The sequence below is a fragment of the Pseudoclavibacter endophyticus genome (assembly GCF_008831085.1).
Classification (GTDB): Bacteria; Actinomycetota; Actinomycetes; order Actinomycetales; family Microbacteriaceae; genus Pseudoclavibacter; species Pseudoclavibacter endophyticus.
The window spans coordinates 197688-222232 of the sequence record NZ_WBJY01000001.1; the positions used below are offsets into that span (position 1 = coordinate 197688).

The following is a 24545-nucleotide window of genomic DNA, read 5'->3' on the forward strand; positions in this document are numbered from 1 at the left end:
TTCGTCACCGGGGTGCGCGAAGGAACTCGAGCGCCGAGGCGGCCGCCGACTCACCGTCGGTTGCAGACTCGGCGAGCATCGCCGCCGTGCCGCTTCGCACGTCACCCGCCGCAAAGGCCCCCTGTCTGGAGGTCTGGAGACCGGCATCCACGACGACGCGGCCGTCGCGGTCGAGGTCGACCAGCCCGGCGATGGGCCGCGAATTCGGCTGCAACCCGATGTAGACGAACAGGCCGTCCGCGGCCTGGTCGACCTCCTGGCCCGTGTCGTGGCGCGAAATCGTCACCGACTCCACCCGTTCGGTCCCGCGCACCGCCGTCACGGTGGCGTTCGGGAGCTCGCGCGCATTCGGTCGCGCGCGGAGGTTCTCGACGGCCGTCGCCCTCGCCGTCGGCTCCGGACCGGTGTGCACGACGAGGACGTCAGCCGCATGCTCGGCGAGCACGAGGGCCTCGTCGTAGGCCGAGTCGCCGCCTCCGACGACGACCACACGCCTCTCCCGGAAGAACGGGCCGTCGCAGGATGCGCAGTGCGAGATCCCGCGCCCCTCGAGCTCAGCCTCGCCCACGAGTCCGAGGGCGCGGCGCGTCGAGCCCGTCGCGATGACGATGGCGCGTGCCCCGAGCGAGCGAGCGGCCGCGCGGACGACAAACCCGCCGCCGTTCACGACCGCCTCGTCGATCGCGGCGGGCCCCGCCGCTTCGATCGCCTCGACCTCGTCGAGCGCGACCTCTGCCCCGGCACTCTCGGCCACCTCGAGCAGCTCCACGCCGAGGTCATAGCCAGCGATCGGCTCGTCGAAGCCGGGCGCATTGGCAACGTTCTCGACCGTGCTGACCTGGCCGCCGACCCCAAGCCGGTCGAGGAGCAGGGTGCGCGCTCCACCGCGCGCGGTGGCGGCCGCGGCCGTCAGCCCCGCCACCCCCGCCCCGACCACGATCACATCGAAGACCTCGTCCGGTCCACCGGCGCCGCTCGCGCCGCCCTCCCCGCTCATCGCCACTCGTCGATCGAGACCGTCGCGCTGCGGCGGGCGCCCATGATCTGCCAGTAGCCGTTGGTCTCGCCGCCCACCACCACGACATTGATGGTCTCGGGTGCGAACATCCGCAGGTCCTCACCGGGCGGGGTGGCGAGTCGGCTCGCGAACGGCTCTTCGCCGAACGTCGCGCGCGGGTACACGTAGTTCTGGATCACCTGCAGATCCCAGTACCGGTCTGCGCGCATCGTCGCCGTCTCGTGAACCCACTGAATGAGGTCAGCCTTGTTCACGAATCCACCCCGGTCGATGAACTGGCGCGCCACGATCGGGTCGAGCAGCAGCACGGGCGCCGTCACGGCGTCGGTGCCGCGCAGCATGTCGCCGACGTGCTCGCGCCAGTGCTCCTTGCGCAGGCCGAGGCCGAACGTGGTCGAGCGATTGCCGAAGAAGATCGTCGCCGCGCTCTCATCGGTCGCGAACCCGTGCTGCACATGCAGCGGTTCCCACGGACTGCGTTCTTCGTTCTCGGCGAAGGTCAGCCCGTTGTAGGTGTAGTTGTTGCCGAGCGAGCCCATGAACGTCTCGCCCGGGACCGACCCTCCCTGCAGGTTCTGCGACAGCAGGCTGTAGGCGCGGCCGATCGTGGCGTTCGCGTGATTGTAAGGTCCGAGGGCGCCGACGCCGCTGTTCATACGGACCTCGTCGCGGAACGGCCCGTTCACGACCGTCATCGCGGCTCCCGAGCTTGAGGTGCTGCCGCGCGCGGTCTGCCCGCTCGACGCGAGCGCGAGGATCGCCGGGAGATAGGCGGGCTTCGCGCCGGCCATGACGGCGTTCACGGCGACCTTCTCGACCGTGAAACTCCACGCACCGCGGTTCGCGGTTGGCTGCAGCCGACCGACCACCTCGTCGGGGTCGTGACTCGTCGCGGCGAGCATCTCGCGCACCCGCCGCTTGGTCGGCAGCACGATCGGAAGCTGGTCGGTCCAGTGCTTCTCGGCGAACTGCTCGTAGAGGCGATCGGCGCTCGCGGGAGCGACGAAGCGCTTTTCCGACACGTCGGGAGCGGGAGCTTTCGCGGGTGCCGGCGCCCGCGTGAGCGCCTCGGTGATCGCGCGCATGACGGGCGTGTCCGTGGTCGGGTCGGCCCCGTCGACATAGTCGCGCAGCTCCTGGGGGCTCTTGCCCATGACGGGCTGCGGCACGAAGACCTGGGGGAGCTCGGGTAGGCCGCCCATGCGGGCGACCGACGTGACGACGCGCTTGAATGTGTCGGTGTGCACGGCGACCGTCGGGATGCCGTACTTCGTTTCGAGGGTGATCGCGTGCGTCGCGACTGCAGGCGCACAGGTGCTGCAGTGGCCGACGCCGAGAATCGCCGCGTCGCCGTCCGCCCTCACGCGCTCCCACAGCGCCGGGTCGTCCTTCGCATACGTCGAGGCGAGTTGCTCGATGCGGGTCGTCACGCTCGGCATGTGCTCGGCGAACCACGCTTCGATCTGCTTCAGGAGCTCGATCGAGTCGTCGAAGCGGCTGTCGATGAGATACACGGTGCGGTCGGCGAGGTCGTCGAGCCGAGTGGCCGGCGTCTTCGCCGTGACGACGGGCGGGAACCCCGTCGGGTCGTGCACCTCGAGCAGGTCGTCGTGCTCACCGCCGTCGCGATCGTTCACAGACGCTGCCGACGTCATCGTCGGGTCCGAGCTCGTCATCGTGTGTACTCCTTTCTTGTCGAAGCCGCGGGGCCGGGCTCCGTCATCGTTCCGTCGTCGCTCGAGTAGCGGGTCCGGAGTTCGTTCTTCTGCACCTTGCCCATGACGTTTCGCGGCAGCGCCGGCAGCACGACGTAATCATGCGGGCGCTTATAGCGGGCGAGGTGTTCCGCCAGATGAGCGTCGAGGTCGTCCGCGGTCGGCGCGGTGGGGGAGGCCGGAACGATCGCGGCGATCACGCGCTCGCCGAGATCGGCGTCGGGCACGCCGAACACGGCGCTTTCGCCGACGCCGTCGACGGCGTCGAGCACGAGCTCGACCTCTTTCGGATACACGTTGTACCCGCCCGTGATCACGAGGTCCTTCTCACGGCCGACGATCTCGACGTAGCCATCGGCGTCGATGCGACCGAGGTCGCCCGTGATGAAGAATCCGTCGTCGGTGAATTCGGCGGCGCTTCGCTCGGGCAGGCCCCAGTAGCCGACGAAGACGTTGGGCCCGCGCACCTGGATGCTGCCGATGCCCTGCGCATTCGGTTCGGCGAGTCGCAGTTCGACGCCGGGCAGGGGACGGCCGACCGTGCCGGGGCGGCGCTCGCCATCGATCGGATTCGACGTGAGCATCGTCGTTTCCGTCATGCCGTAGCGCTCGAGGATCGCGTGTCCGGTGCGCGCCGCCCAGGCGCGGTGCGTCTCGGCGAGCAGCGGTGCCGAGCCTGAGACGAACAGCCGGATGCTCGACGCGCGTTCGCGCAGGTCCGGCACCTCGAGCAGTCGCGAATAGTACGTTGGCACGCCCATGAGTACCGTGGCCCGCCGCAGTGCGTCGGCGAGCGACGCGACCTCGAAGCGCGGCAGCAGCAGCACGGTCGCGCGGGCGAGGAACGAGACGTTGATGCCGACGAACAATCCGTGGGTGTGGAAGACGGGCAGGGCGTGCACGAGCGTGTCGTCGCACGAGAATCGCCATTGGGCCCGCAGCGTTTCGGCGTTGGCGGCGAGGTTGCCGTGCGTCAGCATGGCCCCCTTCGACCGCCCCGTCGTGCCGGAGGTGTAGAGGATCGCGGCGAGGTCGTCTCGCCCTCGCGGCACCACTGGGCGCGCGGTCGCTCGCGCGGCCGCCTCGGCGAGCGTGCCGGCCCCGTCGGCGTCGGCCGTGAGCATCGTCGCGTCCGCGCGTTCGCAGGCTGCGGCGAGTTCGTCGGCGCGTGCCGGCGCACAGAGCACCACGGCCGGCTGCGCGTCGCTGATGAAGTACGCGAGCTCTGTGGTCGTGTACGAGGGGTTGATCGGCACGAACACGGCCCCGGCCCGCAGGGTCGCCAGGTACGCCGCGATGGCGTGGACGCTCTTGGCGAGCACGGCGACGACGCGGTCGCCGGGCTGCGTGCCCACCGCCTCGAGCGCCGCGGCGTAGCCCGCCGCGAGCTCGTCGAGCTCGTCGTACCGTACTCGCCGGCCGTCGGGCAGCTCGATGGCGACGCGACCCGCGTCGTCGCCCGATGCCATGAGCGCGATGAAGAGGTTCTCGTTCATCCCCGCGCTCATCGCGCGGCCTGCCCGTCGTAGCGGTAGCTCACCATGACGCCGAATGACCGTTCGAAGGCCACCGCCGAGGAATCGGCGCCCGGGAGCACGCGATCCAGGCGAGCGCCATTGCGGAGGTGGAAACGAGCAACGGGGTCGCAAGGGGCGTCACCGTGGCGGACCGCGTCGGCGACGAATCGTTCGACGACGTCGTTCAGGAGCGCGGGGGGCGGGCGCTTCCCGGCGGCGAGCGCGTCCTGCGTCAGGGCGGGAGGCGAGGCGTCTCCCTGCTCCGCGGCGGCATGGGCCAGCCAGGCCCGCAGCGCGGGGGCCGGGGAGAGCGTCACGGTGTGACGGATGGAGGGCAGCGTCGCGGAGACTCGCCCAAGGGCCCCGGCGAGCATCGTGCGCCCGAGGCCGAGTCCCCGGAGTCCCGCGTGGCAGGTCGAGATCGAGTAGAAGACCGCGATCGTGGCCTCGGCTGGGTCGATCGGCACGCGGTCGGTCGCGAGCAGCTCGCCGATCGACGCAGACGGGCGGGCCGTGAGGGCGATCGACGTGAACGCGACGGGCTCGTCCGGCAGTGCTGGATGGAACAGGCCGTAGACGAGCCGGTCGGCAGGGTTCAGGCGACGGAGGAGTTCGGCGTCGTCGGCGATCGGGTGCACGGCCTCGTGTCCCACGAGCCAGTCGAGGAGGGAGTCTGAGTCAGCCGCGGTGATCTGGCGCACGTCAAGGCGCCGGGGCGCGAACTCGTCGGCGAGGGCGGCCCGCAGTCGCGTTTCGGTGCTCGGCAACGTGGCGTCACCCAGCCCCCGGCTGGTCGTATCTGGAACCCTGCTCGGCTCGCCGTTGCGGGTGCCCGCGGCGGGACCGGCGAGGAGCGCGGCACGCTGCCCGGCGAGGCTCAGCGGGTCGCGAACACCGCGGGCGTGGCCGGCGGCGGCCGGTGTGGCGTTACGTGCTGTGTCGCCATGCGCCAGCGGCCGAATCGGGTGTGTCGTCATTGATGCCCCCTCAATTAATGTATAGCACCACCCATAGATTGTATGCAATACTGCCGATGTTGCATGGCGTGAACGACGACGTTCGCGCCGGAACTGCGAATAACCGACGTTTCACTTCACGAGGGGCGACGACGATGTCACCGAAACGCAGAGGACTCCTGGCCACCGCCGTGGCCGCCACGACACTGCTGGCGATCACCGGCTGCGGGGTCACCAATCAGCAGGGAGGTGGCGGAGACGGCGGCGGTGCCTACTACGAGGGCGAACGCATCACGATGATCGTTCCCTTCGATGCCGGAGGCGCATCCGACACCTTCAGCCGCATGCTGGCGGGCTACCTGTCGCAGTATCTCGAGGGCAACCCAGAGGTCGTCGTCGAGAACGTGCCGGGTGGCGGCCAGAAGGAGGGCCTCAACCGGTTCGAACGCGCCAGCCACGACGACGGCCTCACCCTCGCGATGGGTTCAGGCGGCATCCTCGTCTCGAGCCTGATCGACACCGAGGGCGTGGAGTTCGATCCCGAAGGCTTCGAGACGGTCGCCGCGTTCGGAGGTGGCATGTCGATCTTCGGCAGCGTCGAGGCCGGTGTGACCTCCCTCGACGACCTCGTCACGGGGCCCGGCCCGTTCTTTTACGGTGGCATGGAGCTCAACGCGTCGGAGGCCGTGCGCGTCTTCGCCCTCGAGCAGCTCGGTATCGCCGGCTTCACGCCGCTCATGGGCTATGACGGTGGCGGGTCGGTCACCGCGGCGGTGCTGCGCGGTGAGCTGAGCATGGGCAACGTCACCTCGTCGCACTACCTCAACAACGTGCTCCCGCTCGAAGAAGACGGTGATGTGACGCCCCTCATGACGCAGGGGTACGTCGTCGGCGACGAGGTGCAGCGCGACCCGGCGTTCCCGGATCTGCCGACCATGCCTGAGGCCTACGAGATGGTCACCGGTGAAACTGCCGCCGGGATGGGGTGGGACATCTACCGCGCCGTGACCACGGCGCAGACCAATCTGCTGCGCAACTACTGGGTCCACGGCGACGCGCCGCAGGAGGCGAAGGACGCCCTGCACGCCGCGATGGCTCAGGTGGTCGTCGACGAGGGTTTCCTCGAGGAGGCCGGGCAGCTGCTCGGCGAGGAGCCTCCTGTGCAGCTCGGAGAGGAGGCGGAGGCGTCGCTCGTTGCGGCACGCAACCTCACGCCCGAGCAGGTGCAGTGGATCAGCGACTACATCGACGAGGTCTCGTCGCGATGACCGAATCGCACGTTCGCGCGTGCGCGCGCATGCGTATCCCGGGAGAGTAGGGCCACATGCTCGAATCGGCGCTCGAAGCGCTGCAGATGATCTTGAGCCCCGAGCACCTCATCTGGCTCGTGGTCGGCGTGGTGCTCGGGCTCATCCTGGGGCTCATCCCCGGGCTCGGTGGCATTACCGGCATGGCCGTCCTTTTGCCGCTCATCGTGGGGATGCCGCCGGCGAGCGGGATCGGCATGCTCATAGGGCTCAACGCGGCCACGACGATCGGCGACACGTTCCCCTCCGTGCTCATGGGTGTGCCCGGCACGGCTGCGTCGCAGGCCACCGTCGTCGACGGTTACCCGATGGCACGCAAGGGGCTCGGCAATGTGGCTCTCGGGGCGGCGTTCACCGCCAACATGATCGGCGGCATCATCGGAGCGGTCGCGCTCTTTCTGCTCATCCCGCTCGCGCGCCCCCTCATCGTCGGGATCGGCTCGCCGCAGCTGTTCATGATGGCGCTGCTGGGCATGTCCCTCATCGTGGTCATCACGAGGGGGCCAATCGCCCCGTCGCTCATCTCGGCGTTCCTCGGCATGCTGCTCGCGACGATCGGCAGTGCGGGCATGACTGGCGACTACCGCTTCGTCGGCGAGATCGTTTACCTGTTCGACGGCATCGATCTCGCGGTGCTCGCGATCGGCTTCTTCGCGCTGCCGTCGGTGCTGTCGCTGCTCGTTCGCGGAACGGCGGTCGCCGAGCACATGCCCTACTCGAGGGGCGGTGTGCTGCGGGGCGCTCGCGAGGTCGTGGTTCGTCACAAACGGCTCGTCGTCGGCAACAGTCTCCTCGGCACGCTGCTCGGCATCGTTCCGGGCATCGGCGGCAGCGTCATCGACTGGCTCGCCTACGGGGCGACGAAGCGCCTCGTGCGCACGGATCGCGACAACTTCGGCAAGGGCGACATCCGTGGCGTCATCGCGCCGGAGGCCGCGAACAATGCGAAGGACGGCGGCGTGCTCGTGCCCACCTTCATGTTCGGCATCCCCGGCAGCGCGACCGCCGCGATCCTGCTCGGCGGGCTCGCGACGATGGGCGTCGCGACGGGTCCGACCATGCTGCGGCCCGAAAACCTCTATCTCATCTTCATGTTCGTGTGGACGCTCGCCCTCGCCAATGCCCTCGGCGCCATCGGCAGCGCGGCACTCGCCGGCCCGCTGAGCAAGCTCACCAGGCTCAAGCCCTACAGCTATGCGCCGTTCCTCATCGTCATCATGCTGCTCGCCGCGTATCAGTCGGGGGTCCACTGGGGCGACATCGTCCTGGTCGTCATCATCGCGCTCCTCTCGTGGGGCATGCAGGTCATCAAGTGGCCGCGGCCGCCGCTCATCATCGGCTTCGTGCTCGGCCAGGGCGCCGAGAACTACCTCTGGATCTCGGTCAGCCGCTACGAGTGGTCGTGGCTCGCGCAACCGGCGACGATCGTGCTCGGCGTGCTGGTGATAGCGACGCTCGCTGCGGGGTTCGCCGGGTCGACCGGTGGCTTCCAGCGGCTCGTGCGGCGGGCAGCGGGCCGGTTCCTGCCGTCGAAGGCCGCCACGACGCGAGACCGAGAGGGGGCGTGATCCGATGAGTCTCAGCATTGCGAGAGTCGCCGCGACGGCGGTCGTGTTCCTCGTGTTCGTCGGAGCGGCGATCATCTCGCTGGGTTCGATCGAGCGCCCGACCTACTGGTTCCCCGCCTTCGTCGCGGTAGCCGGCGCGCTGTCGTCGGCATACGCGCTCGGCGTCGATCTTCGGAAGGTGCTGACGGGCAGGTCGGCCGTCGATGACGAGGTGACCGACCTCGGCGCATCCATCGCCGATGTCGCGGACAGCGACGACGCCGGCGAGCGGTCCGCCGTGCGCCGCCGCGTGCTCGTCTGGATCGCGTGGTTCGTCGCGCTGCCGGCTGTCAGCCTCGTCGTGCCGTTCTTCTATGCCTCACTCGTGTGGCTGTTCTGCGTGCTGCGATTCTCGGGAAAACGCAGTTGGGTGTTCTGCATCGTCTCCGTGATCGTGTTCGGTGTCGTCGTCAACGGGCTCATCGTGCTCCTGCAGATCCGCGTTCCCCCGGCCCTGCTGACTGGCTGGGGATAGACGGGGTGCCGGCGCCCGCCTCGGCGGGACCGGCTCGCGACTCGTCGACGGCGCGCCGGCGGCTACGACACGCGCTGCAGGCAGATGCTCGTCGTGAGCGGGTCGAACTGTCCGCCGACGTGCACGACGTCGGGACCGGCGATGGTGAGTTGTGTGCCGTAGGCGGCGAGCGCGCGGCGCACCTGATCCTCGAACTCGGGCAGGTGCAGCCAGCGGTGCGCGCCGTACGGGGCCGGCGAGACGCGGTCCGGAGGGGTCGGTGTCGCCGCGAGTCCCGTCGTCACGATCTCGACCGCGGCGATGCCGGCGCGGTCGGCGGCGACGCGAGTGGCCGTGTGCAGACGAACATGGTCGGGATGGCCGTAGCCGCCGTCGCGGTCATAGACGACCACCACGTCCGGGCGCGTCGCGGTGAGGTGGGCCTCGATATCGCCCGAAAGCTCGCCGATCGACGCCTTCGCGATCGAGTCGGGGGCGGGATCCGGCACCGGGCCGGCGACGCCGTCGCTCACCCAGATCATGCCCGAGTCCGCGTATCGGCGCGGCTCGAGCCCGTCCGCGCGCGCCGAGCCCTCGCCCAGCCAGGTGCGCGTCGAGATCCCGAGCGCGTCGCAGGCTGCGTCGAGCTCACGTTCGCGGGCGGCCGCCACGGCGTCGGCGTGCGCCCCGGGCTCGTGCGACTCGAGCGCGTCGCTCGCCTCGGCGCGCACTTGGCCCTGTTCGCCGCGGGATGCGGTCAGGAGATCCACAGCGACGCCGCGCGAGGCGAGCCAGGCGGCGAGCGGCCCCGTCGTGAGGGTCTCGTCGTCGGGATGCGCGTGCACGAGGAGCACGCGCCGGGCGTCGCCGAAGATGGCCGCGTGGTCGCGCTCGCGCGTCTCGCGCTCGATCGCCAGCCGAGGAGCATCCGGCCCATCGGCGCCCTTGGCCTCGGCGATGAGATCGGCCGGCGACCGCCCCGCCACGAGCCCGGCGTAGAAATCGAGGTGCGCCTCCGCAGCGCGCCCCCAGCTCTGCGTCTCGGCCCACGCCCGTGCCGACCGGCCGAGCGCGGTGCGGGCCTCGTGATCGGCCAGAAGACTCGAGACGACCTCGCGCCAGCGGCTCGGCACGCGTCCCGGCACGATGACGCCACTCACGCCGCAGACGGTCGCCTCGTGCAGTCCGCCGGAGGGAGCCGAGACCGTCGGAACGCCGCACGCGGCGGCCTCGAGCGCGACGAGCCCGAAGGTCTCGCTGTAGCTCGGAACGAGCACGAGGCTCGCGCACTGCATGAGCGGTACGAAGTCATCGCGCTCGAGCCCGCCGACGCGCTCGACGCGGTCGGCGATACCGTGACGATCGATGAGCTCGTTGAGCGATTCGTCGTACTCGGTGAAGTCTTTCGCGGCGTCGCCGACGATGCGCAGGTGGGGCGACGGCGATGCCGCATCGGCCGAGAACCCCGCGATCGCCTCGACGGCCAGGTCGGCCGCCTTGAGCGGCTGCAGCCTGGCTGCGAACAGCACGTAGGGCGACTGCTCCGCGCACTTCGACCGCTCGTCGGGCCGGAACATTTCGAGATCGACGCCCGGCCGGATCACGCGGATCTTTGCCGGGTCGGCGCCGATTCGCTCGACCGTGTGCGCCTCAGCGATGCTGACGGTCACGATCGCGTTGGCCTCGCGGGCCGCGCGCGCCTCGCCCGGCACACGCCCCGGCGACTCCGGAGGCTCGCCCTCGCCGAGCTGCTCCCCCTTGCGTGCGGCGACCGAGTGGTAGCTCACGACATGGGGCACGCCCCACTCGCGCGCGAGCTCGAGCCCCGCCATGGCGCTCATCCAGTGGTGCGAGTGCACGAGGTCAGGCGCGGGCTCACCTCGCAGCGCTTCCGTGTACTCGCCGATCCACTCGTCGATCGAGCTTTTCGGCAGCACCTCGGCCGGCCCCGCGTCGATCTGGTGCAGCGAGAGCCCGGGTACCACGGTGGTGACGGTGGGTGCGAGCGGGTCCATGCGCCGTACATACACGTGGACGTCGTGGCCGCGCGCCGCGAACTCGCTCGTGAGGTTGCGCAGCACGACGTTCATGCCACCCGCGTCGGCCGACCCGAGTCGTGCCCACGGCGACGTGTGCATGCAGAGAATCGCGAGACGCATTTGCCCACCCTTCGTGGCGATCATTGGGCACCAGCCTAGAGAGCCGCCGGTGCCCCGCCGTACGTAGGCGTGCCGAGCCGTCGCGTGCGGGGCCTACTCGGTGGGAACGGCGTCGGCGATCTCGTCGGGCGACCCGCCGGCGGCATCCGCGCTGTCCGCGGGCGCGTCGGTGGCTCCCGCTCCACCGGCCGCGAGGTCATCGGCGGGTTCCACCGAGATCGCCCATTCGTCGTAGGCCTCGATCTGGATGAGCACGGGGCCCGATTCGAACGGCCGCGTGAAGGAGGTGATGCCGCCGTTGCTGAACCACCAGTCGTCGTCGGCGGCGTAGGTGTCGATGCTGACGCTGTCGTCGGGCGTGAGCGTGAACACCGCGTCGCCGCCGTCGCCCGTGTAGTAGACGAGATCGTTCTTGCTGCCGGTGATCGTCTCGTCGAACGAACGAAGCGACGTGACCGAGCGGAGCGTGAGAACCCAGTCGCCGCTCGACTCGATCTCGAGGGCGACGGTCGGCACATCCGCCGACGTATTGATGGGCGCGAGACCGGTCTCCTGCCGGTAGCTCGTGTACACCCGCCAGCTGTCTTCACGCTCGGCATCGATCTCGGAGATCCGCACGGTTTCACCCGTGCTCGTCACCTCGATGACCGCGGGCACGCCGTCTCCGTCGGGGAGAACGACATCGAGAACGGCGTTGCCCGACCCCTCGACGGTGGGGTTGGCGTCGACGTCGAGGGTCGCCTCGCTGCCGCTCCCAGCCCCGCCGCCCAGCCCGCCGCTCAGCGCTCCCGTCGAAACGACGATCTGCACGACGAGCGTGATCGCGATGATCACGAGGGCCACGATGCCGCGCGATTTCGAGCCGGTCGGATTCGCGATCTGGATGATCGCGGCGATGCCGAGGACGATGCCCGCCGGCCACACGAATCCGGGGGCGTTGAACAGGGCGACGACGAGCAGCCCGACGGCCAAAAAGATGGTGAGGTTCGAGCTCTTCTTCGGTGTGCCGTTGTTCGACTCGCGCGTGTTGTGCGGGCCCTTGCTGGTGGCGCTGGCGACGGTCGGCGATGAACCGTCGTCGGGCGTCCAAGCGCCGGCCGGCAGCTCGGGCGCGTCGGCATTGGCCGCTCGGTGCGCGACAATCCGCAACGTCGTGGCGGTACTGCCGGCGGCAGCGGCCCCCTGAGCTTCGAGCCGCCGAGCGACCGAGTCGAACTGCTCGAGCAGCTGACGCCTCGCGGTCTCGTCGTCGGGGTCGCCATCGGGGTCGCCGTCGCGGCTGTCCTGACGATCGTCGTCCGCGTGCCCCGGGGTCGCTCGTTCGGCGTCGCCCGCGTTATCGCTCGACGGGGTGTCTGAGGCCGCCAACGAGGCCGCATCGCCGGACGAATCGAAGGAGACCGTGTACTCGCCGCTCGCAGACGTGTCGGTCTCCGTCGCCTCGGCGTCGGAGCTGCCCGTATCCGCGGGCAACGTCGGCGACGTGTACTTCGAGAGGAAATCGGACGACTCGTAGAGCTTGGGAGCCGAGTAGTCGCTCGAGCCGAAGCCGCCCCGCTCTGAGGTACTCGCATCGTCGCTTCTGCCGTCGCCGTCGCCCGTTATGTCGTTGCGGTCGTGGCGTTCGGTCACAGTGGCTCCCGGTCGGCGTGGGCGGTTCCAGCGCGAAGTTGCGGCCGGTTCCGTCGAGGAGTGGCGCGCAGTGGCGCGCGGTGGCGTCCGCCAAGTCTAGGATCCGGGTCATCGCGGCCGTCACACGGGCCATGCTGCGACGACTTGCGACGCACGCAAGATCACTCCGCGTGCGTACATCGCGCACCCCGCGCCGCGGCATCCCGGCCTTCATGGCGTCGTCTGCCGGCTCGGCATCGAGTCGATGTCACAGCGGCGTGCGCTGCATCGTCATAAAGGGCAACCGAGGAAAGGACACCCCATGCCGACCACGACGCCCGCCCCGACGTCCGCCACGACGCCCGTCGAAGCATCCATCGCCCGGAGCCGCCCGATCGCGACCACCGCCCTGCTCGTGGCGCTTGCAACCGCTGCGAATTGCGCACTGTACGGCGTCGGCGTGCTTGCCGGCGGCGAGTTCGTCCTGCACCAGAGTGACGAAAACCCACGCCACGTCGTGCCCCCGTACGACGTCGTGTGGAAATCGGCGCTGCCCGTGGTGCTCGGGGTTGCCGTCACCGCACTCATCGCCCGCTGGACGCGACGGGGCGCCCTGATCACCACCATCGCTTTCACGGCTGTCGGCGTCGCATCCGCTCTCGGACCGCTTCTGAAGTCGTATGACGCGCTCCCCGGTGTGCTGCTGGCCGCAATGCACGTTACGTCGTCGGCCGCGTATCTCGTATCGTCGATCGCGGTGACCCGACGGAGGTGAGTCGCGTGGAACTCCACGATCGAGTATCGACGTTCGAGCAGTTGCGTCCGATGCTGTTCTCGATCGCCTACCGCATGCTCGGCAGCGTGAGCGACGCGGAAGACGCCGTACAAGAGGCCTGGCCGCGGTTTCAGGATGCCGACCCCGCACCGCGTTCACCGCGCGCGTTTCTGACGACCGTCGTTTCGCGCCTCTGCATCGACGTGCTGCGGTCGGCGCGGAAACGGCGCGAGCACTACGTCGGCGACTGGCTACCCGAGCCGCTCATAGCCGATCCATACGACGACCCGGCACACGCCGCCGAGCTCGCCGACTCGATGACGATGGCTGCGCTCGTGCTCCTCGAGCGTCTGAGCCCACTCGAGCGCGCCGTGTTCGTCCTCCGTGACGTGTTCGGCCACGAATACGCCGAGATTGCCGGCATCATGGGACGCTCCGAGCCGGCGTGCCGGCAGGTCGCCGCCCGCGCACGCCGCCACATGGGGGAAGGGCGGGCCCGGTTCAATGCCAACCGGGCAGCGGGCGCAGAGCTTGCCGACCGTTTCTTCGGCGCTTTTCGCGAGGGCGACCTGGCCTCGCTCACCGAACTGCTGGCAGCCGACGCGACGTTGACCTCCGACAGCGGAGGCAAGGCTCCTTCGCTGCCGCGACGGATCATCGGTGCTGACAAGATCGCCCGGTTGCTCGCCTCGCTCTCGGCCCCCTCGGCGGCCGTCGGCATGGGCATGCAGCGGCGCGAGATCAACGGCGCCCCTGGCGCACTCATGACCGACTCGGCCGGACGCGTACTCAACACGATCGTGCTCGAGATCGCGGACGGAACCGTGCAGGTGATCCGGATAGTGGTGAACCCGGACAAGCTTGCCCACCTCGGACCGGTGGCGGATGCGTGGCGGGTGCATGAGGACGTCGCGAAGGCGCGCCGCTTGGCAGGGCGGGGGACGGGCCCGCTCGCCGCCTGGCCGTGAACGCCGCTGCCCAAGAACCAGGCAGCGGCGCGGATGCGCGTGGAGCGGATGACGGGAATCGAACCCGCGCCATCAGCTTGGGAAGCTGAGGTTCTACCATTGAACTACATCCGCGGAACGCCGCTCGGGCCGATCGGCCGGTGACGTCGCCGCACGAGCATACACGACGCCCGCCCGGTGTTCTCGGTGCATCGAGCACCCTCGACCGTGCCCCGCCCGCGGTGGCCGCCGGCGCATTCGTCGGCGCTCCGACCCAAGTACGCTGAACGCGTGCTGCTCAGCGACCGCGACATCAAGGCCGGCATCGACGCCGGCGACATCGGCCTCGACCCGTACGACCCCGCCATGGTGCAGCCCTCGTCGGTCGACGTGCGGCTCGACCGCTACTTCCGGTTGTTCGACAACCACCGCTACCCGTACATCGACCCCAGCGAAGAGCAGCCAGAGCTCACGCGCCTCGTCGAAGCGGGTGCCGACGAGCCCTTCGTGCTGCACCCCGGCGAGTTCGTGCTGGCCTCGACCTTCGAGCAGGTCTCACTCGGTACGGCCTTCGCGGCTCGCCTCGAGGGGAAGAGCTCGCTCGGCCGGCTCGGGCTGCTCACCCACTCGACGGCGGGTTTCGTCGACCCCGGGTTCACGGGGCACGTCACACTCGAGCTCTCGAACGTCGCAACGTTGCCCATCAAGCTCTGGCCCGGCATGAAGATCGGGCAGCTCTGCTTCTTCCAACTCTCGAGCGCCGCGGAGGAGCCGTACGGCTCGGCAGCGCACCAGTCGAGGTATCTCGGCCAGCGCGGGCCGACGGCATCGCGCTCGTGGATGAACTTCTCGCGCGTCGACGTGAGCGTCACCGATGCGGGCGCGGCCGGCGGTTAGCCCGATCCGGCGTCCTCGGCATCGCGCCGTTGGGCGCGGTTGACGCGAACCGCCGCGAGCGTGCACACCGCGATCGTTACGATGGCGCTCAACAGCAGCGAAGCATCCTCGCCGGGATCGAAGACGCCGAGCGACAGCCCGGTCGTCGCCGCCGCGATGGGCACTCCGAGCTGCGCCGACGTGAGGATCGCCGCCGACGGTCGCTGCCTCGTGACAACGCCGGCGGCGTGGGCGACGACGGCCGCGACGCCCAGCGCGAAGCCGAGCAGGATGCTCTCGGGATGCTCGAACAACGACCGCAGACCGAGCGACGCCCCGAGCCACACGTAGAAGATGGGGGCGAAGAAGCCCTCGGTGAGTGCGAACAGTTGCTTCGTGAGCCGTCGCGGCGGCCCGACCGCCGCGACGGCGAGGCCGAACGCGAATCCGGCGAGCATGATCGACACCTGAGACCAGGTCGCGATCGCGGCGAGTGCGAACAGGATGGCGAGCGACGCCCGAAGCTCGATCGCGAGACCGCGGTCTTCGCTCACCCGCTTCACGCGCTTGCGCGCGCCGGTGCGCTCGGTCCACCACAGCACCCCGAAGACCGCGGCGGCGGCCGCGATCACGAGCAGCGCACCCATCGCCGCCGTTCCGGCCCGCGGCGGGTCGATCGCGAGCGGCAGCAACAGGATGCAGACGGCGTCGGCGATCGCGACCTGCGGCAGCAGCTGGGCGACGGTCTTGCCGATCGTGCCGGGCTCCGGGGGGAGCCGCGGATCGTGCTCGGGCTCGCCGGTCTCGGAGAACCGCTCGCCGTCGTCGGTCGAACCGCCCTTCAACGCGGGCACGATGAACGCGGCCGACGATGAGGCGATGAGCACGGCGTAGAGGGGCCCGTGGCCCGTGCCGAAGAGGGCGTCGAGGCCGAAGCCGAGCGGCAGGGCGACGGCACCGACGATTCCCGCGCGCAGGGCGCCGATGCCCACGCCGCGTCGCAGCGTCGAGTCGACGAGGGGCACGCTCGACCCGGCCACGAACATCACGAGGGCGAACCCGATGTCGGCGAAAAGTTCGAACGTGGTGTCGTGTGGGTCGAGGATGCCGAATCCGGTCGTGCCCAGGATGACGCCGACCGCGAGCTCGCCGACAACGACCAGCACCGGAAGGCCTCGCGGAGCCGCCAGCAGCGGGCCGATGAGCGCGACGGCGCAGATGAGGGCGAGCGTGGCGAACGTCAAGGTGCCTCCCGGGAAAGGGGCGCGGGCTGGTGAGGTTGAGCGTAGCGCCGACCTCCGCGACGGCGGACTACGCCGTTAGGCTTGGCGGGTGACACCTCCGACCGCGTCCCCAGGAGACGGCGATCTCAGTCGGCAGCCCACGCAGGCCGATCTCCGCCGGTGGCGCCGCTACCTCGCCAACGAGCGCGCCGAAGCAGCCGTGTACCGCGACATCGCGAGCCGTCGCGACGGCGAGGAGCGCGACATCCTGCTCGAACTCGCCGAGGCGGAGGGGCGCCACGAGGCGCACTGGCGCGCACTGCTCGGCGAGCACGGGCACGGCCGCGCGAAGGCCGACCTCAGCACGCGGCTCATCGGCGCGCTTGCCCGCCGGTTCGGCTCGGTGTTCGTGCTCGCGCTGATGCAGCAGACCGAGGCGCGCTCGCCCTACGCGACCGAGGGCGACGCGACGCCGACGATGGCGGCCGACGAGCGCATCCACGAAGAAGTCGTGCGCGGCCTCGCAATGCGCAGCCGCTCGCGCATGTCGGGCTCGTTCCGCGCCGCCGTCTTCGGCGCCAACGACGGCCTCGTCTCGAACCTCGCCCTCGTGCTCGGCATCAGCGCCACCGGGGTCAGCAACTGGATCGTGCTCGCCACCGGCATCTCGGGGCTGCTCGCGGGCGCGCTCTCGATGGGGGCGGGCGAGTACGTGTCGGTTCGCTCGCAGCGCGAGCTGCTGCACGCCTCGAACCCGAACCCCGAGACCCCCTCGCTCATTCCTCGCCTCGATGTCGACGCCAACGAGCTCGCCCTCGTGTACCGCGCACGTGGCATGAGCGAGGCCGATGCGATCCAGCGCGCTGAGCGCATGATCCGCATGCAGGGGGCCTCGCCCGAGTCGGGGCCCGTGCAACTCAGCGCCGCCGACGAGCACGAAGAGCTCGGTACCGCGTGGAGCGCCGCGCTCACGAGCTTCTGCTACTTCGCCGTCGGCGCGATCATCCCCGTGCTGCCCGTGATCTTCGGCATGAGCGGCCTCCCGGCCATTGCCGTCTCGGCCACCGTTGTCGGGGTCGCCCTGCTTGTGACGGGCGCCGTCGTCGGCGTGCTCTCCGGGGCGTCACCGTGGAAGCGCGCGCTTCGCCAACTGCTCATCGGGTACGGCGCAGCGGCGGTGACCTACGTGCTCGGCCTGCTCTTCGGAGTCGCGGCGGGGTAGCCGGTCCCGCTCCGTGGGCGAGGTGGGGCCCCGAGTCAGTGGGCGAACCGCTCGACGAGCGTTTCGCACGCGAGCATGAGCTGCGACGCGGCGTCGCGCAACTGCTCGCTGACGCGGACGAGCCCGATGTCGTCGCGACCCGGGCCGTCGGCCGGCCCCCGCGCCGGAGCGGGATGGGCGCCGACGGATGAGTGGACCGGCGCGACCGCCTGGGAGACCGCGTGGCCGGGAGCCGAGAGGCGGGGCGCCGTATCGGGGGGTGCGGCTGCGAGGGTGAGCAGCAGCACGGCGACCGCGAAGGCAACCGACGCGGTGACATGGCGTCGGGCGTCGCAGTCCGAAGACGTGAGAGTTGCGCGGGGGTGCATCGTGGCTCCATCGTCGGGGGATGCGCACCACGCTACGGACGATGCCTCGACGCCACGAGCCCCGAAAACCCGGGGCGCCCAGTGCGAGGTAGTGTCGCCGGCATGTCGGCGGCGTTTCAGGTGGTGCTCGAGTGGGGCGTGCGCGGGCTCGAGGCGACCGCGGCCCATGTGACGATCGTCGCGGCTGCTGTCCCGAGCATCCGCGCGGATGCCATCGTCGCGTTGGCGGGGGAACGAGCCGCCGCGCGTTCGGGCGAGGGAACGGCCGGGATCGTGCTGCGCGCCGACCTCGGCACCGCGGTCGACGCGGCGCGAGCCGCCTACGAGGCCCAGTTGGCGCTCGCGGAACGGGCATCGATCGCCATCATCGCCGTCGGCGGCGAGTGGCCGAGCGAGGAGTCGTCGGGGAGCGCGAGCGGCGGGCGCGATGGAGTGCTGCGGCCGATGGCCGGGGATGAGCTCGTCGCGGGCGCGGTGGTCGACGCACTGTGCGAGTTCGGCATCGACTTCCACACACCGGCGTGTGCCATCGCCGCAGCGGCGTACGCAACACTGCGCGGAGCCGCGACGTCGATCGTGCGCGCTGAGGCGGCGTCCCGCCCGTAGCAGGCGGCGTCCGCAGGCGACGCCCGCTGCCGGCGTCCGGGCTCAAGGGCCAGAGCTCGATCGGCGCTCGCTTACGCGGGGTCGTCCTGCTCGGGCGCGAGATCGCGCTCGTCGACCCGCGCGACGAGCGAGGGCGCCGGTTCGTCGGTCGGATCGCCCTCCTGCATCTCGCAGGCGGGCGACGCCACGAGCAGCTTGGTGCAGATCGCCTGCAGCTGCGCGAGTTCGTCCGTATCGAGGACATCCCCGACACGCGCGCGAATGTTCCGCATGTGCACCTTCGCGACCCTCGCGAACTCCGCACGGCCCCGGCGCGTGACGCCGGCGATCGTGCCACGGGCGTCGTCGGGGTCGTTCGACTTCTCGACGAGCCCGCGCTCCGCCAGTCGGTCGATGAGGCGAGACACCGACGACTGCGTGATGAGCACGCTGCGGTTCAGGTCACGGAGGCGAACCCGGTGGTCCGGTTCACGCACGATGTTGAACAGGACGTCGTACTCGTTGATCGACATGCCCGTTGCGGAGAAGTCGTCGCGCAGGTCGCGCATGATCGAAACCTGGGCGCGAAACAGCGCCTCCCAGGCGTCGACGGCCGCGTCGGATGATCCCATGAAGATGCATCATAATCGCCGTCGCCGCTGCCAGGGTCAACGCGACCTGGCGCGGGCTCTCAGGCCGGCTAGAACCGGTCGGGCGAGTGCGCCATCGAGTACAGCACCTCGACATCGGCGTGGCGGTCGAACCGGTAGCCGGTGCCGCGCACCGTGCGAACGATGTCGGCGTACGGTCCGAGCTTCGAGCGCAGACGGCGCACGTGCACGTCGATGGTCCGGTCGTTCGGCCGCTCGTCCGGAGCATCCCGCCAGAGCGTATCGATGATCTCGGCACGATCGACCGTGCGGCCCTCGCGCAGCACGAGCGCCTGCAGCAGCTCGAACTCCTTGTACGTGAGGCCCACGTTCTCGCCGCCGAGGAGGACGCGGCGGCGCGTCGTGTCGATCGTCACGCCGGTCGGCTGCTCCTGCTCGGGCGACGTGCCGTAGTACTCGGCCAGCGCTTGCGGCTCGCCCAGGGCGAGCCGCACGACGTCGATGTCTCGTCCCCCGGTGCCCTTGGGGGCGAGAGCCACGGCCGCGTATGTCTCCGCGTGCGGAGCGACCTCGCCCGTGACGCGCTTCAGCGCCTCGACGAGCTTGGTCAGCGTGGTGTTGTCGAGCTTCGCCTTCGCCTCGTCGAGCCCCACGTACAGCACGAAGCCGCGCGCCTCACGCGCAGAGGTGTTCTGCCCCGGGGCGTTCTCGCCTGGGACGGGGGAAGCTGCGCCCGGACCCGCGGGCTGGCGCTGCGGGCCCGCCGGCGTCGGTGCGGCGCCCGCGCCGGCACCCGGGATGCTGGGATTCGGATGCACGGGTGGGAGCGGTCGCGTCCCCGTGGTCGGGTGCGGACGCTGTGGACCCTGGGCGCTCGGCGGTGCGTTCACGGGTCGTTGCGAGGTGGTCGAGCGAGCTGTGCGGTTCGGTTGGATCGCGATGGCCGCGTGTTGCGGGCCGCCTGGGCGATCGAGCGGCGCGAGCCGGCGGTGGCCCGGGCGTGCGGCGATGTCCGTGATGCGCGCGCTCGCGGGGGCGGCGGCGCGTGGGTCGGTCGTGATGGGAGCGGTCGGCATTGATCGGAGTCCTTGAAGATGCTGCTGGTCGCCGGTGTTGAGTCGGCCCGGCGACGAGGGGCCCCGGCCGTGGCACGGCCATGGAGCGGGAAGCGCGGCAACGAGGCCGCGGTGCGCGACGATGAGCGCAGGTGACGGTGTCGCGAGCGTGAACGCACGGGAGTGCGGTGCCTCAGCGACACATTCGACAGCACGCGAAGCCGGGCAGCATCATGCCGGCGTTCCCCTTCGCCGCGCGGGCGGGCATGGGTCGCGTCGTGTTCGTCATGCGGGCAAGTATGACCGCGCATGAAAGTGCCTGTCAAACGATGACGCCGCGTGACGGAAGGCCGGAATACCGGACCGGGCGTCCGGCCCGCGTGGTCCGTGGCCGCGCTGGATCGCGGCCGCCGGGCGGCTACTCGGCGGTCCCGTAGAGCCGGTCTCCTGCGTCGCCGAGGCCGGGGACGATGTAGCCGTCGTCATTGAGGGACTCGTCGAGCGCGCCGAGCACGATCGTGACGTTCTTGTCCCCGAAGTCCCGGTTCATGCGCTGCACCCCCTCGGGAGCGGCGACGAGGCAGATGGCCGTCACGTCGCTCGCACCCGCATCGAAGAGGAACTGCACGGTTGCGCTGAGCGAGCCGCCCGTCGCGAGCATGGGATCGAGCACGAAGCACTGCCGGTTCGAGAGGTCTTCCGGCAGGCGTTTGGCATAGGTCTGCGGTTGCAGGGTGGTCTCGTCGCGCACGATGCCGACGAAGCCCACCTCGCACGCGGGCACGATCTTCACGAAGCCGTCGAGCATCCCGAGCCCGGCGCGAATGATGGGCACGGCGAGCGGAAGCGGCTCGCTGATTTTCACGCCAGTCGTGGTCGCGACGGGCGTTTCGACCTCGACCTCGGTCACCCGCATGTCGCGCGTGGCCTCGTAGCTCAGGAGCGCCACGAGCTCGGCGACGAGTTCGCGGAACGCAGGCGCCTGGGTGGCGCGATCACGCAGCACCGACAGCTTGTGGGTGACGAGGGGATGGTCGGCAACGTGCACACGCATGGGCTCAGCGTAGTGGGGGCCTTCAGGTTGCCGGGTCGCCGCCCGAAGGGCGAAGCGCCCGACGTGCAGCTGGTGCACCATGAGGCACGCGTCACCGGTGCGCATGCGAGAATTCGGCGAACGGCGGGCCGTGACACCTGACCGCGCCACGCCGACGAGGGAGGACCGGTGCGCGCGACCCCCGAGCACGAGGCGCTCATGCGGATGGCGCTCGTCGAGGCGCGTGCGGCGCTCGCGACGGGTGACGTGCCGATCGGTGCCGTCGTCGTCGACCCGCGAGGAATCGTCATCGCGCGCGGCCGCAACACGCGCGAGGCCGCCGGCGATCCGACCGGCCACGCCGAGGTGAACGCCCTCCGGTCCGCCGCCGTCGCCCGCGAGGACGGCTGGCGCCTCCAGGGGTGCACGCTCGTGGTCACGCTGGAACCCTGCGCCATGTGCGCGGGCGCACTGCTCGCGGCCCGAGTCTCGACCGTCGTGTACGGCGCCTGGGACGACAAGGCCGGCGCGGTGGGCTCCGTCTACGACCTCGTACGCGATGGGCGACTCCCGGCGACCGCGACGGTCGTCGCGGGCGTACTGGCCGACGAATGCGCCGAGCTGACGCGGTCGTTCTTCCGCGCGGAGAGCTCTTCCATCCCCGTGTCTCAAAATGCGACCGGCATGCGCCGCCCCGGGCTGGCTCGTTAGACTGATCCTTCCCGCACGCCGCGCAACGTCGCGCGGCGACGATGAAGGAGCACCATGGAGACGAGCTCTGCACTCGGACGCTCGCGCGCAGCCCTCCGCGTCGACGGTGCCGGACTGGGCCGCCTTCGCCGTGCGCGCGAGGCGTTCTTCGCGAATGCCGCAGGCGCGCGTGATCCCGGCCTGCGTACGGAGATCTCGCAGTCATGGCGGCGATCACTCGAGAGCGGTGTCGACCCGAACGCGAGCGAGCTTCCGCTTCTCGATGTGGGGGGACGCTCGAAGCGGCTCCGAGCCGCGGCTGAGCCGGTCATGCGGCGACTCGGGGCGCAGCTCGAAGACTCGCGCGCATGGATGATGCTCCTCGACCGGGAGTGCGCCCTGCTGAGCCCGGTGGTCGGCGACACCGAGCAGTGCGCCATCGCCGCCAATCGCGGAGCCCAGCCGGGTGCGCTCTTTTCGGAGTCGAAGGTCGGCACGAACGGGTCCTCGATCGCGACCGAGCGGTTTGAGCCCTTCGTGGTCGTTGGCCCGGAGCACTTTCGAGAATGCGAGCAGATGCTCGTCTCGGTCGGAGCGCCGATCCGCGACGCGCAGGGGCGGCACTGCGGCAGCCTCATGTTGCTGTGCCGAGTCCCGCAGGCGTCGAGCGTCATGCTGCCATTCACCTGTAATGCCGCTGCCGATATCGAGGATCGCTTGCGCGAGCTCGCCGCAGGCGCGGGACGGGAACTGCTCGCGCGCTATTCGCGTCTCTCGGTGCGTCCCTCGCGCGCGGCCATCGCGGTCGGTGACGACCTGCTGATCGCCAACAGGGCGGCTCGCCAGCTGACGGCCCACGGAGTTGGCCTCGAATCCATCGCGCAGCGCGCGCTCGACAGCGCGCAGGAGACGGACGAACCGGAGTTCGAGATAACGAGCGCCGACGGGGGAGAGGGGCGGCTGCAGCTACGCGTCTCGCGCGTGACCCTGTCCGACGGGAGCGTCGGCGCCATCGCCCATCTCCTTCAACCGGCCTCGCCCGCTCGACGCCGCGGAACCCCGAACTCGGACCCGCTCGAGATGCTGCGGCGAGCGCGACGCGCCGGCGCCGACGCGTGCATCGTCGGCGAGGCGGGAAGCGGGAGGCGCACCCTGGCGGTCGAGGCTTGTGCCGGCGACGGCGTAACCTTCGACGCCCGCTTGGCGGAGCGTGATCCCGACGCGTGGCTCATGCGGCTCCGCAACGCCGCCGGGACATCGCCCGCGGTGGTCATCGCGCATCTCGACCAGCTCGCCCCCGCACTCGCTGCCGAGATCGTGCACATCGCCGCGAGGTCGTCGGCGTGGTTCGTGGCGACCGTGGCCGGGACCACGGTCGGGGCCGGCCGCTCGCCGATGGACGACCACTTCGCGGTCGTGACCGCACGGACACCGCTGCGTGAGCGCCGGGACGAGTTCCGGATGATCGTGGCGCGGATCCTCGCAGAGGTCGGGGGAGCCGGGTTCGACGAACTGCCGACCCGTTGCTCGCCCGACGCGCTCGCGGCGCTGTCGCGCCAGCGATGGCCGGGAAACGTCTCGCAACTCCGGCGCGTCCTCCTGACGGCCGCGATGCGTGCCTCGACGAATGAGATCCGCCTCGAGGACATCCCGCCGAGCGTGCTCGTCGATGCCCGGGCAGGGGCGACGACGAAGCTCGAGCGGCTCGAGCGAGAGACGATCCTCGAGGGCCTTCGCGACGCCGCTTGGAACAGGGACGACGCGGCGAGATCGCTCGGCATCTCGCGCGCGACCCTGTACCGCAAGCTCAAGCAGTTCGAGATCTCCATCCCGTCGAGTCGGCGCTGACGGTCGGCGCTGGCGCGAGCTGCGGCGCAGGGAACCTGCACCGTGTTCGCCGCGAGGTGCTGATCAGGATGCCGTCTCGGTCGCGCCGGTGAGGTTGGTCGTCTCCCGAGCCAGGGCCGATGTCACGCTCGCGAAGCCGGCCTCGAGCCGGGGGCGCAGCTCGGGGTGGGTGAAGGCATACGCGTCGCCGCGCTCGATGCTGCGCACGACCAGCTCGCCGACCTCGGCGGGCGTGACCCAGCGCGCCGTCGGCAGGCGCTCCGCCAGGTCGACCTCGGTCAGGCCGCTGCCGCCGTCAAGCTCGGGCGGCCGGCTGCGCAGGCTGTGCTTGATGTTCGTCGACACGGTGCCGGGGTGCAGCACGGTGACACCGATTCCCACGCCGTCCGTCTCGAACTCGGCGCGAAGGACGTGGCTGAGCGCGTCGACGGCCGCCTTGCTCGCGACGTAGGGGGCGAATCCGGGTGGCGACAGGAACATCGACATCGACGAGGTATTGACGAGCCATGCACCGTCGGGGTTCGCCCGCAGATGGGGGAGGAATGCGTGGATGCCGTGGATGACGCCCCACAGATTGACGTCGAGCACCCACTTCCAGTCGGCCAGGGCGATCGACGAGATCGGCGATTCGGGGCCGACTCCCGCGTTGTTGACGAGGAGGTCGACCCGTCCCCGCGACGCCACCACGTCGTCGGCGAGGGCTTGCACGCTCGACGGATCGGTCACGTCGGTGCGCACCGGGAACGCGCCGATCTCGGCCGCGGCGGACACGAGGGCGTCCTCGTCCAGATCGGCGATGATGACGGTCGCGCCGTGACGCACGAGGGCCTCCGCGATGCCACGACCGATGCCGCTCGCTCCGCCCGTCACGACGGCGACCCGTCCGTTCCAATCGCTGATTCCTGCCATGCCGAGCTCTCCTCATCCCACACGATGGTGTCGCGGCCCGCCGGCGTTGATGCTCACCG

The 24545-nt window shown here is 70.3% G+C and carries 22 protein-coding genes and 1 tRNA gene; 10 read left to right on the top strand and 13 right to left on the bottom strand.

The features are described 5' to 3' along the window. Positions 1–4: 4 nt before the first annotated feature. Genes F8O04_RS00905 through F8O04_RS00920 form a run of 4 tightly spaced genes read right to left on the bottom strand, consistent with a single transcriptional unit; the run spans position 5 to position 5227 of the window. Positions 5–997, bottom strand: a complete 993-nt coding sequence (locus F8O04_RS00905) for an NAD(P)/FAD-dependent oxidoreductase (protein ID WP_158027451.1) — start codon at positions 995–997, stop codon at positions 5–7. Further along, positions 994–2694, bottom strand: a complete 1701-nt coding sequence (locus F8O04_RS00910; protein WP_158027452.1) for a UGSC family (seleno)protein — start codon at positions 2692–2694, stop codon at positions 994–996. The genes F8O04_RS00905 and F8O04_RS00910 overlap by 4 nt, the downstream gene beginning before the upstream one ends. Further along, positions 2691–4229 (bottom strand): AMP-binding protein, encoded by a 1539-nt coding sequence (locus tag F8O04_RS00915; RefSeq protein WP_225734787.1) that lies wholly within the window; start codon positions 4227–4229, stop codon positions 2691–2693. The genes F8O04_RS00910 and F8O04_RS00915 overlap by 4 nt, the downstream gene beginning before the upstream one ends. An 8-nt stretch (positions 4230–4237) precedes the next feature. Further along, on the bottom strand, positions 4238–5227 hold the full coding sequence (locus F8O04_RS00920) for a malonyl-CoA decarboxylase domain-containing protein (protein ID WP_158027454.1): 990 nt from the start codon (positions 5225–5227) through the stop codon (positions 4238–4240). A 134-nt stretch (positions 5228–5361) separates the two neighbouring features. Here F8O04_RS00920 and F8O04_RS00925 point away from each other — a divergent pair, with 134 nt between their 5' ends. From F8O04_RS00925 to F8O04_RS00935, 3 genes are read left to right on the top strand one after another with little or no spacing between them, the layout of a single operon-like run. Continuing rightward, positions 5362–6474: a Bug family tripartite tricarboxylate transporter substrate binding protein gene (locus F8O04_RS00925; protein ID WP_158027455.1), complete on the top strand. Its 1113-nt coding sequence runs from the start codon at positions 5362–5364 to the stop codon at positions 6472–6474. A 56-nt stretch (positions 6475–6530) separates the two neighbouring features. Next, positions 6531–8081, top strand: a complete 1551-nt coding sequence (locus F8O04_RS00930) for a tripartite tricarboxylate transporter permease (RefSeq protein ID WP_158027456.1) — start codon at positions 6531–6533, stop codon at positions 8079–8081. Between the two features lie 4 nt (positions 8082–8085). After that, on the top strand, positions 8086–8595 hold the full coding sequence (locus tag F8O04_RS00935; protein WP_158027457.1) for a hypothetical protein: 510 nt from the start codon (positions 8086–8088) through the stop codon (positions 8593–8595). 62 nt (positions 8596–8657) lie between these two features. Here F8O04_RS00935 and F8O04_RS00940 read toward each other — a convergent pair whose 3' ends face one another. Further along, complete coding sequence (locus F8O04_RS00940) at positions 8658–10757, bottom strand: glycosyltransferase (protein ID WP_158027458.1); 2100 nt, start codon at positions 10755–10757, stop codon at positions 8658–8660. A gap of 69 nt (positions 10758–10826) precedes the next feature. After that, positions 10827–12365: a hypothetical protein gene (locus F8O04_RS00945; RefSeq protein WP_158027459.1), complete on the bottom strand. Its 1539-nt coding sequence runs from the start codon at positions 12363–12365 to the stop codon at positions 10827–10829. Positions 12366–12666: 301 nt separating this feature from the next. Here F8O04_RS00945 and F8O04_RS00950 point away from each other — a divergent pair, with 301 nt between their 5' ends. Both F8O04_RS00950 and F8O04_RS00955 read left to right on the top strand, forming a co-directional pair. Continuing rightward, on the top strand, positions 12667–13119 hold the full coding sequence (locus tag F8O04_RS00950) for a DUF6069 family protein (protein WP_158027460.1): 453 nt from the start codon (positions 12667–12669) through the stop codon (positions 13117–13119). A gap of 5 nt (positions 13120–13124) precedes the next feature. Next, positions 13125–14087 (top strand): RNA polymerase sigma-70 factor, encoded by a 963-nt coding sequence (locus F8O04_RS00955; protein WP_225734789.1) that lies wholly within the window; start codon positions 13125–13127, stop codon positions 14085–14087. A gap of 40 nt (positions 14088–14127) precedes the next feature. Here F8O04_RS00955 and F8O04_RS00960 read toward each other — a convergent pair. Then, positions 14128–14201, bottom strand: a tRNA-Gly gene (locus F8O04_RS00960). A gap of 156 nt (positions 14202–14357) precedes the next feature. Here F8O04_RS00960 and dcd point away from each other — a divergent pair. Further along, positions 14358–14963 (top strand): dCTP deaminase, encoded by a 606-nt coding sequence (gene dcd, locus F8O04_RS00965; protein WP_158027461.1) that lies wholly within the window; start codon positions 14358–14360, stop codon positions 14961–14963. Here dcd and F8O04_RS00970 read toward each other — a convergent pair. After that, positions 14960–16186, bottom strand: coding sequence for a cation:proton antiporter (locus tag F8O04_RS00970; protein ID WP_158027462.1), 1227 nt, complete (start codon positions 16184–16186; stop codon positions 14960–14962). The genes dcd and F8O04_RS00970 overlap by 4 nt on opposite strands. 88 nt (positions 16187–16274) lie before the next feature. Between F8O04_RS00970 and F8O04_RS00975 the strand changes: the two genes are divergently transcribed. Next, positions 16275–17387 (top strand): VIT1/CCC1 transporter family protein, encoded by a 1113-nt coding sequence (locus tag F8O04_RS00975; protein ID WP_158027463.1) that lies wholly within the window; start codon positions 16275–16277, stop codon positions 17385–17387. Positions 17388–17422: 35 nt separating this feature from the next. Here the strand turns inward: F8O04_RS00975 and F8O04_RS00980 are convergent, their stop codons facing one another. Beyond that, positions 17423–17755: a hypothetical protein gene (locus F8O04_RS00980; protein ID WP_158027464.1), complete on the bottom strand. Its 333-nt coding sequence runs from the start codon at positions 17753–17755 to the stop codon at positions 17423–17425. A gap of 102 nt (positions 17756–17857) precedes the next feature. Here F8O04_RS00980 and F8O04_RS00985 point away from each other — a divergent pair, with 102 nt between their 5' ends. Then, positions 17858–18361 carry a hypothetical protein gene (locus F8O04_RS00985; protein WP_158027465.1) on the top strand — a complete coding sequence of 168 codons (504 nt, stop codon included), beginning with the start codon at positions 17858–17860 and terminating at the stop codon, positions 18359–18361. Positions 18362–18432: 71 nt separating this feature from the next. Here F8O04_RS00985 and F8O04_RS00990 read toward each other — a convergent pair whose 3' ends face one another. The 3 genes from F8O04_RS00990 to upp all read right to left on the bottom strand — a co-directional run bounded on the left by F8O04_RS00990 (position 18433) and on the right by upp (position 21060). Further along, on the bottom strand, positions 18433–18972 hold the full coding sequence (locus F8O04_RS00990; RefSeq protein ID WP_158027466.1) for a MarR family winged helix-turn-helix transcriptional regulator: 540 nt from the start codon (positions 18970–18972) through the stop codon (positions 18433–18435). A gap of 68 nt (positions 18973–19040) precedes the next feature. Next, complete coding sequence (locus F8O04_RS00995; protein ID WP_225734790.1) at positions 19041–19769, bottom strand: winged helix-turn-helix domain-containing protein; 729 nt, start codon at positions 19767–19769, stop codon at positions 19041–19043. Between the two features lie 655 nt (positions 19770–20424). Further along, a complete protein-coding gene (upp, locus tag F8O04_RS01000; protein WP_158027468.1) occupies positions 20425–21060 on the bottom strand; it encodes a uracil phosphoribosyltransferase in 636 nt (211 codons plus the stop codon). A 168-nt stretch (positions 21061–21228) separates the two neighbouring features. Here upp and F8O04_RS01005 point away from each other — a divergent pair, with 168 nt between their 5' ends. Next, positions 21229–21750: a nucleoside deaminase gene (locus tag F8O04_RS01005; protein ID WP_263971330.1), complete on the top strand. Its 522-nt coding sequence runs from the start codon at positions 21229–21231 to the stop codon at positions 21748–21750. A 54-nt stretch (positions 21751–21804) separates the two neighbouring features. After that, positions 21805–23577, top strand: a complete 1773-nt coding sequence (locus F8O04_RS01010) for a helix-turn-helix domain-containing protein (RefSeq protein ID WP_158027469.1) — start codon at positions 21805–21807, stop codon at positions 23575–23577. A gap of 63 nt (positions 23578–23640) precedes the next feature. Here the strand turns inward: F8O04_RS01010 and F8O04_RS01015 are convergent, their stop codons facing one another. Further along, complete coding sequence (locus tag F8O04_RS01015; RefSeq protein WP_158027470.1) at positions 23641–24486, bottom strand: SDR family oxidoreductase; 846 nt, start codon at positions 24484–24486, stop codon at positions 23641–23643. Between the last annotated feature and the right edge of the window lie 59 nt (positions 24487–24545).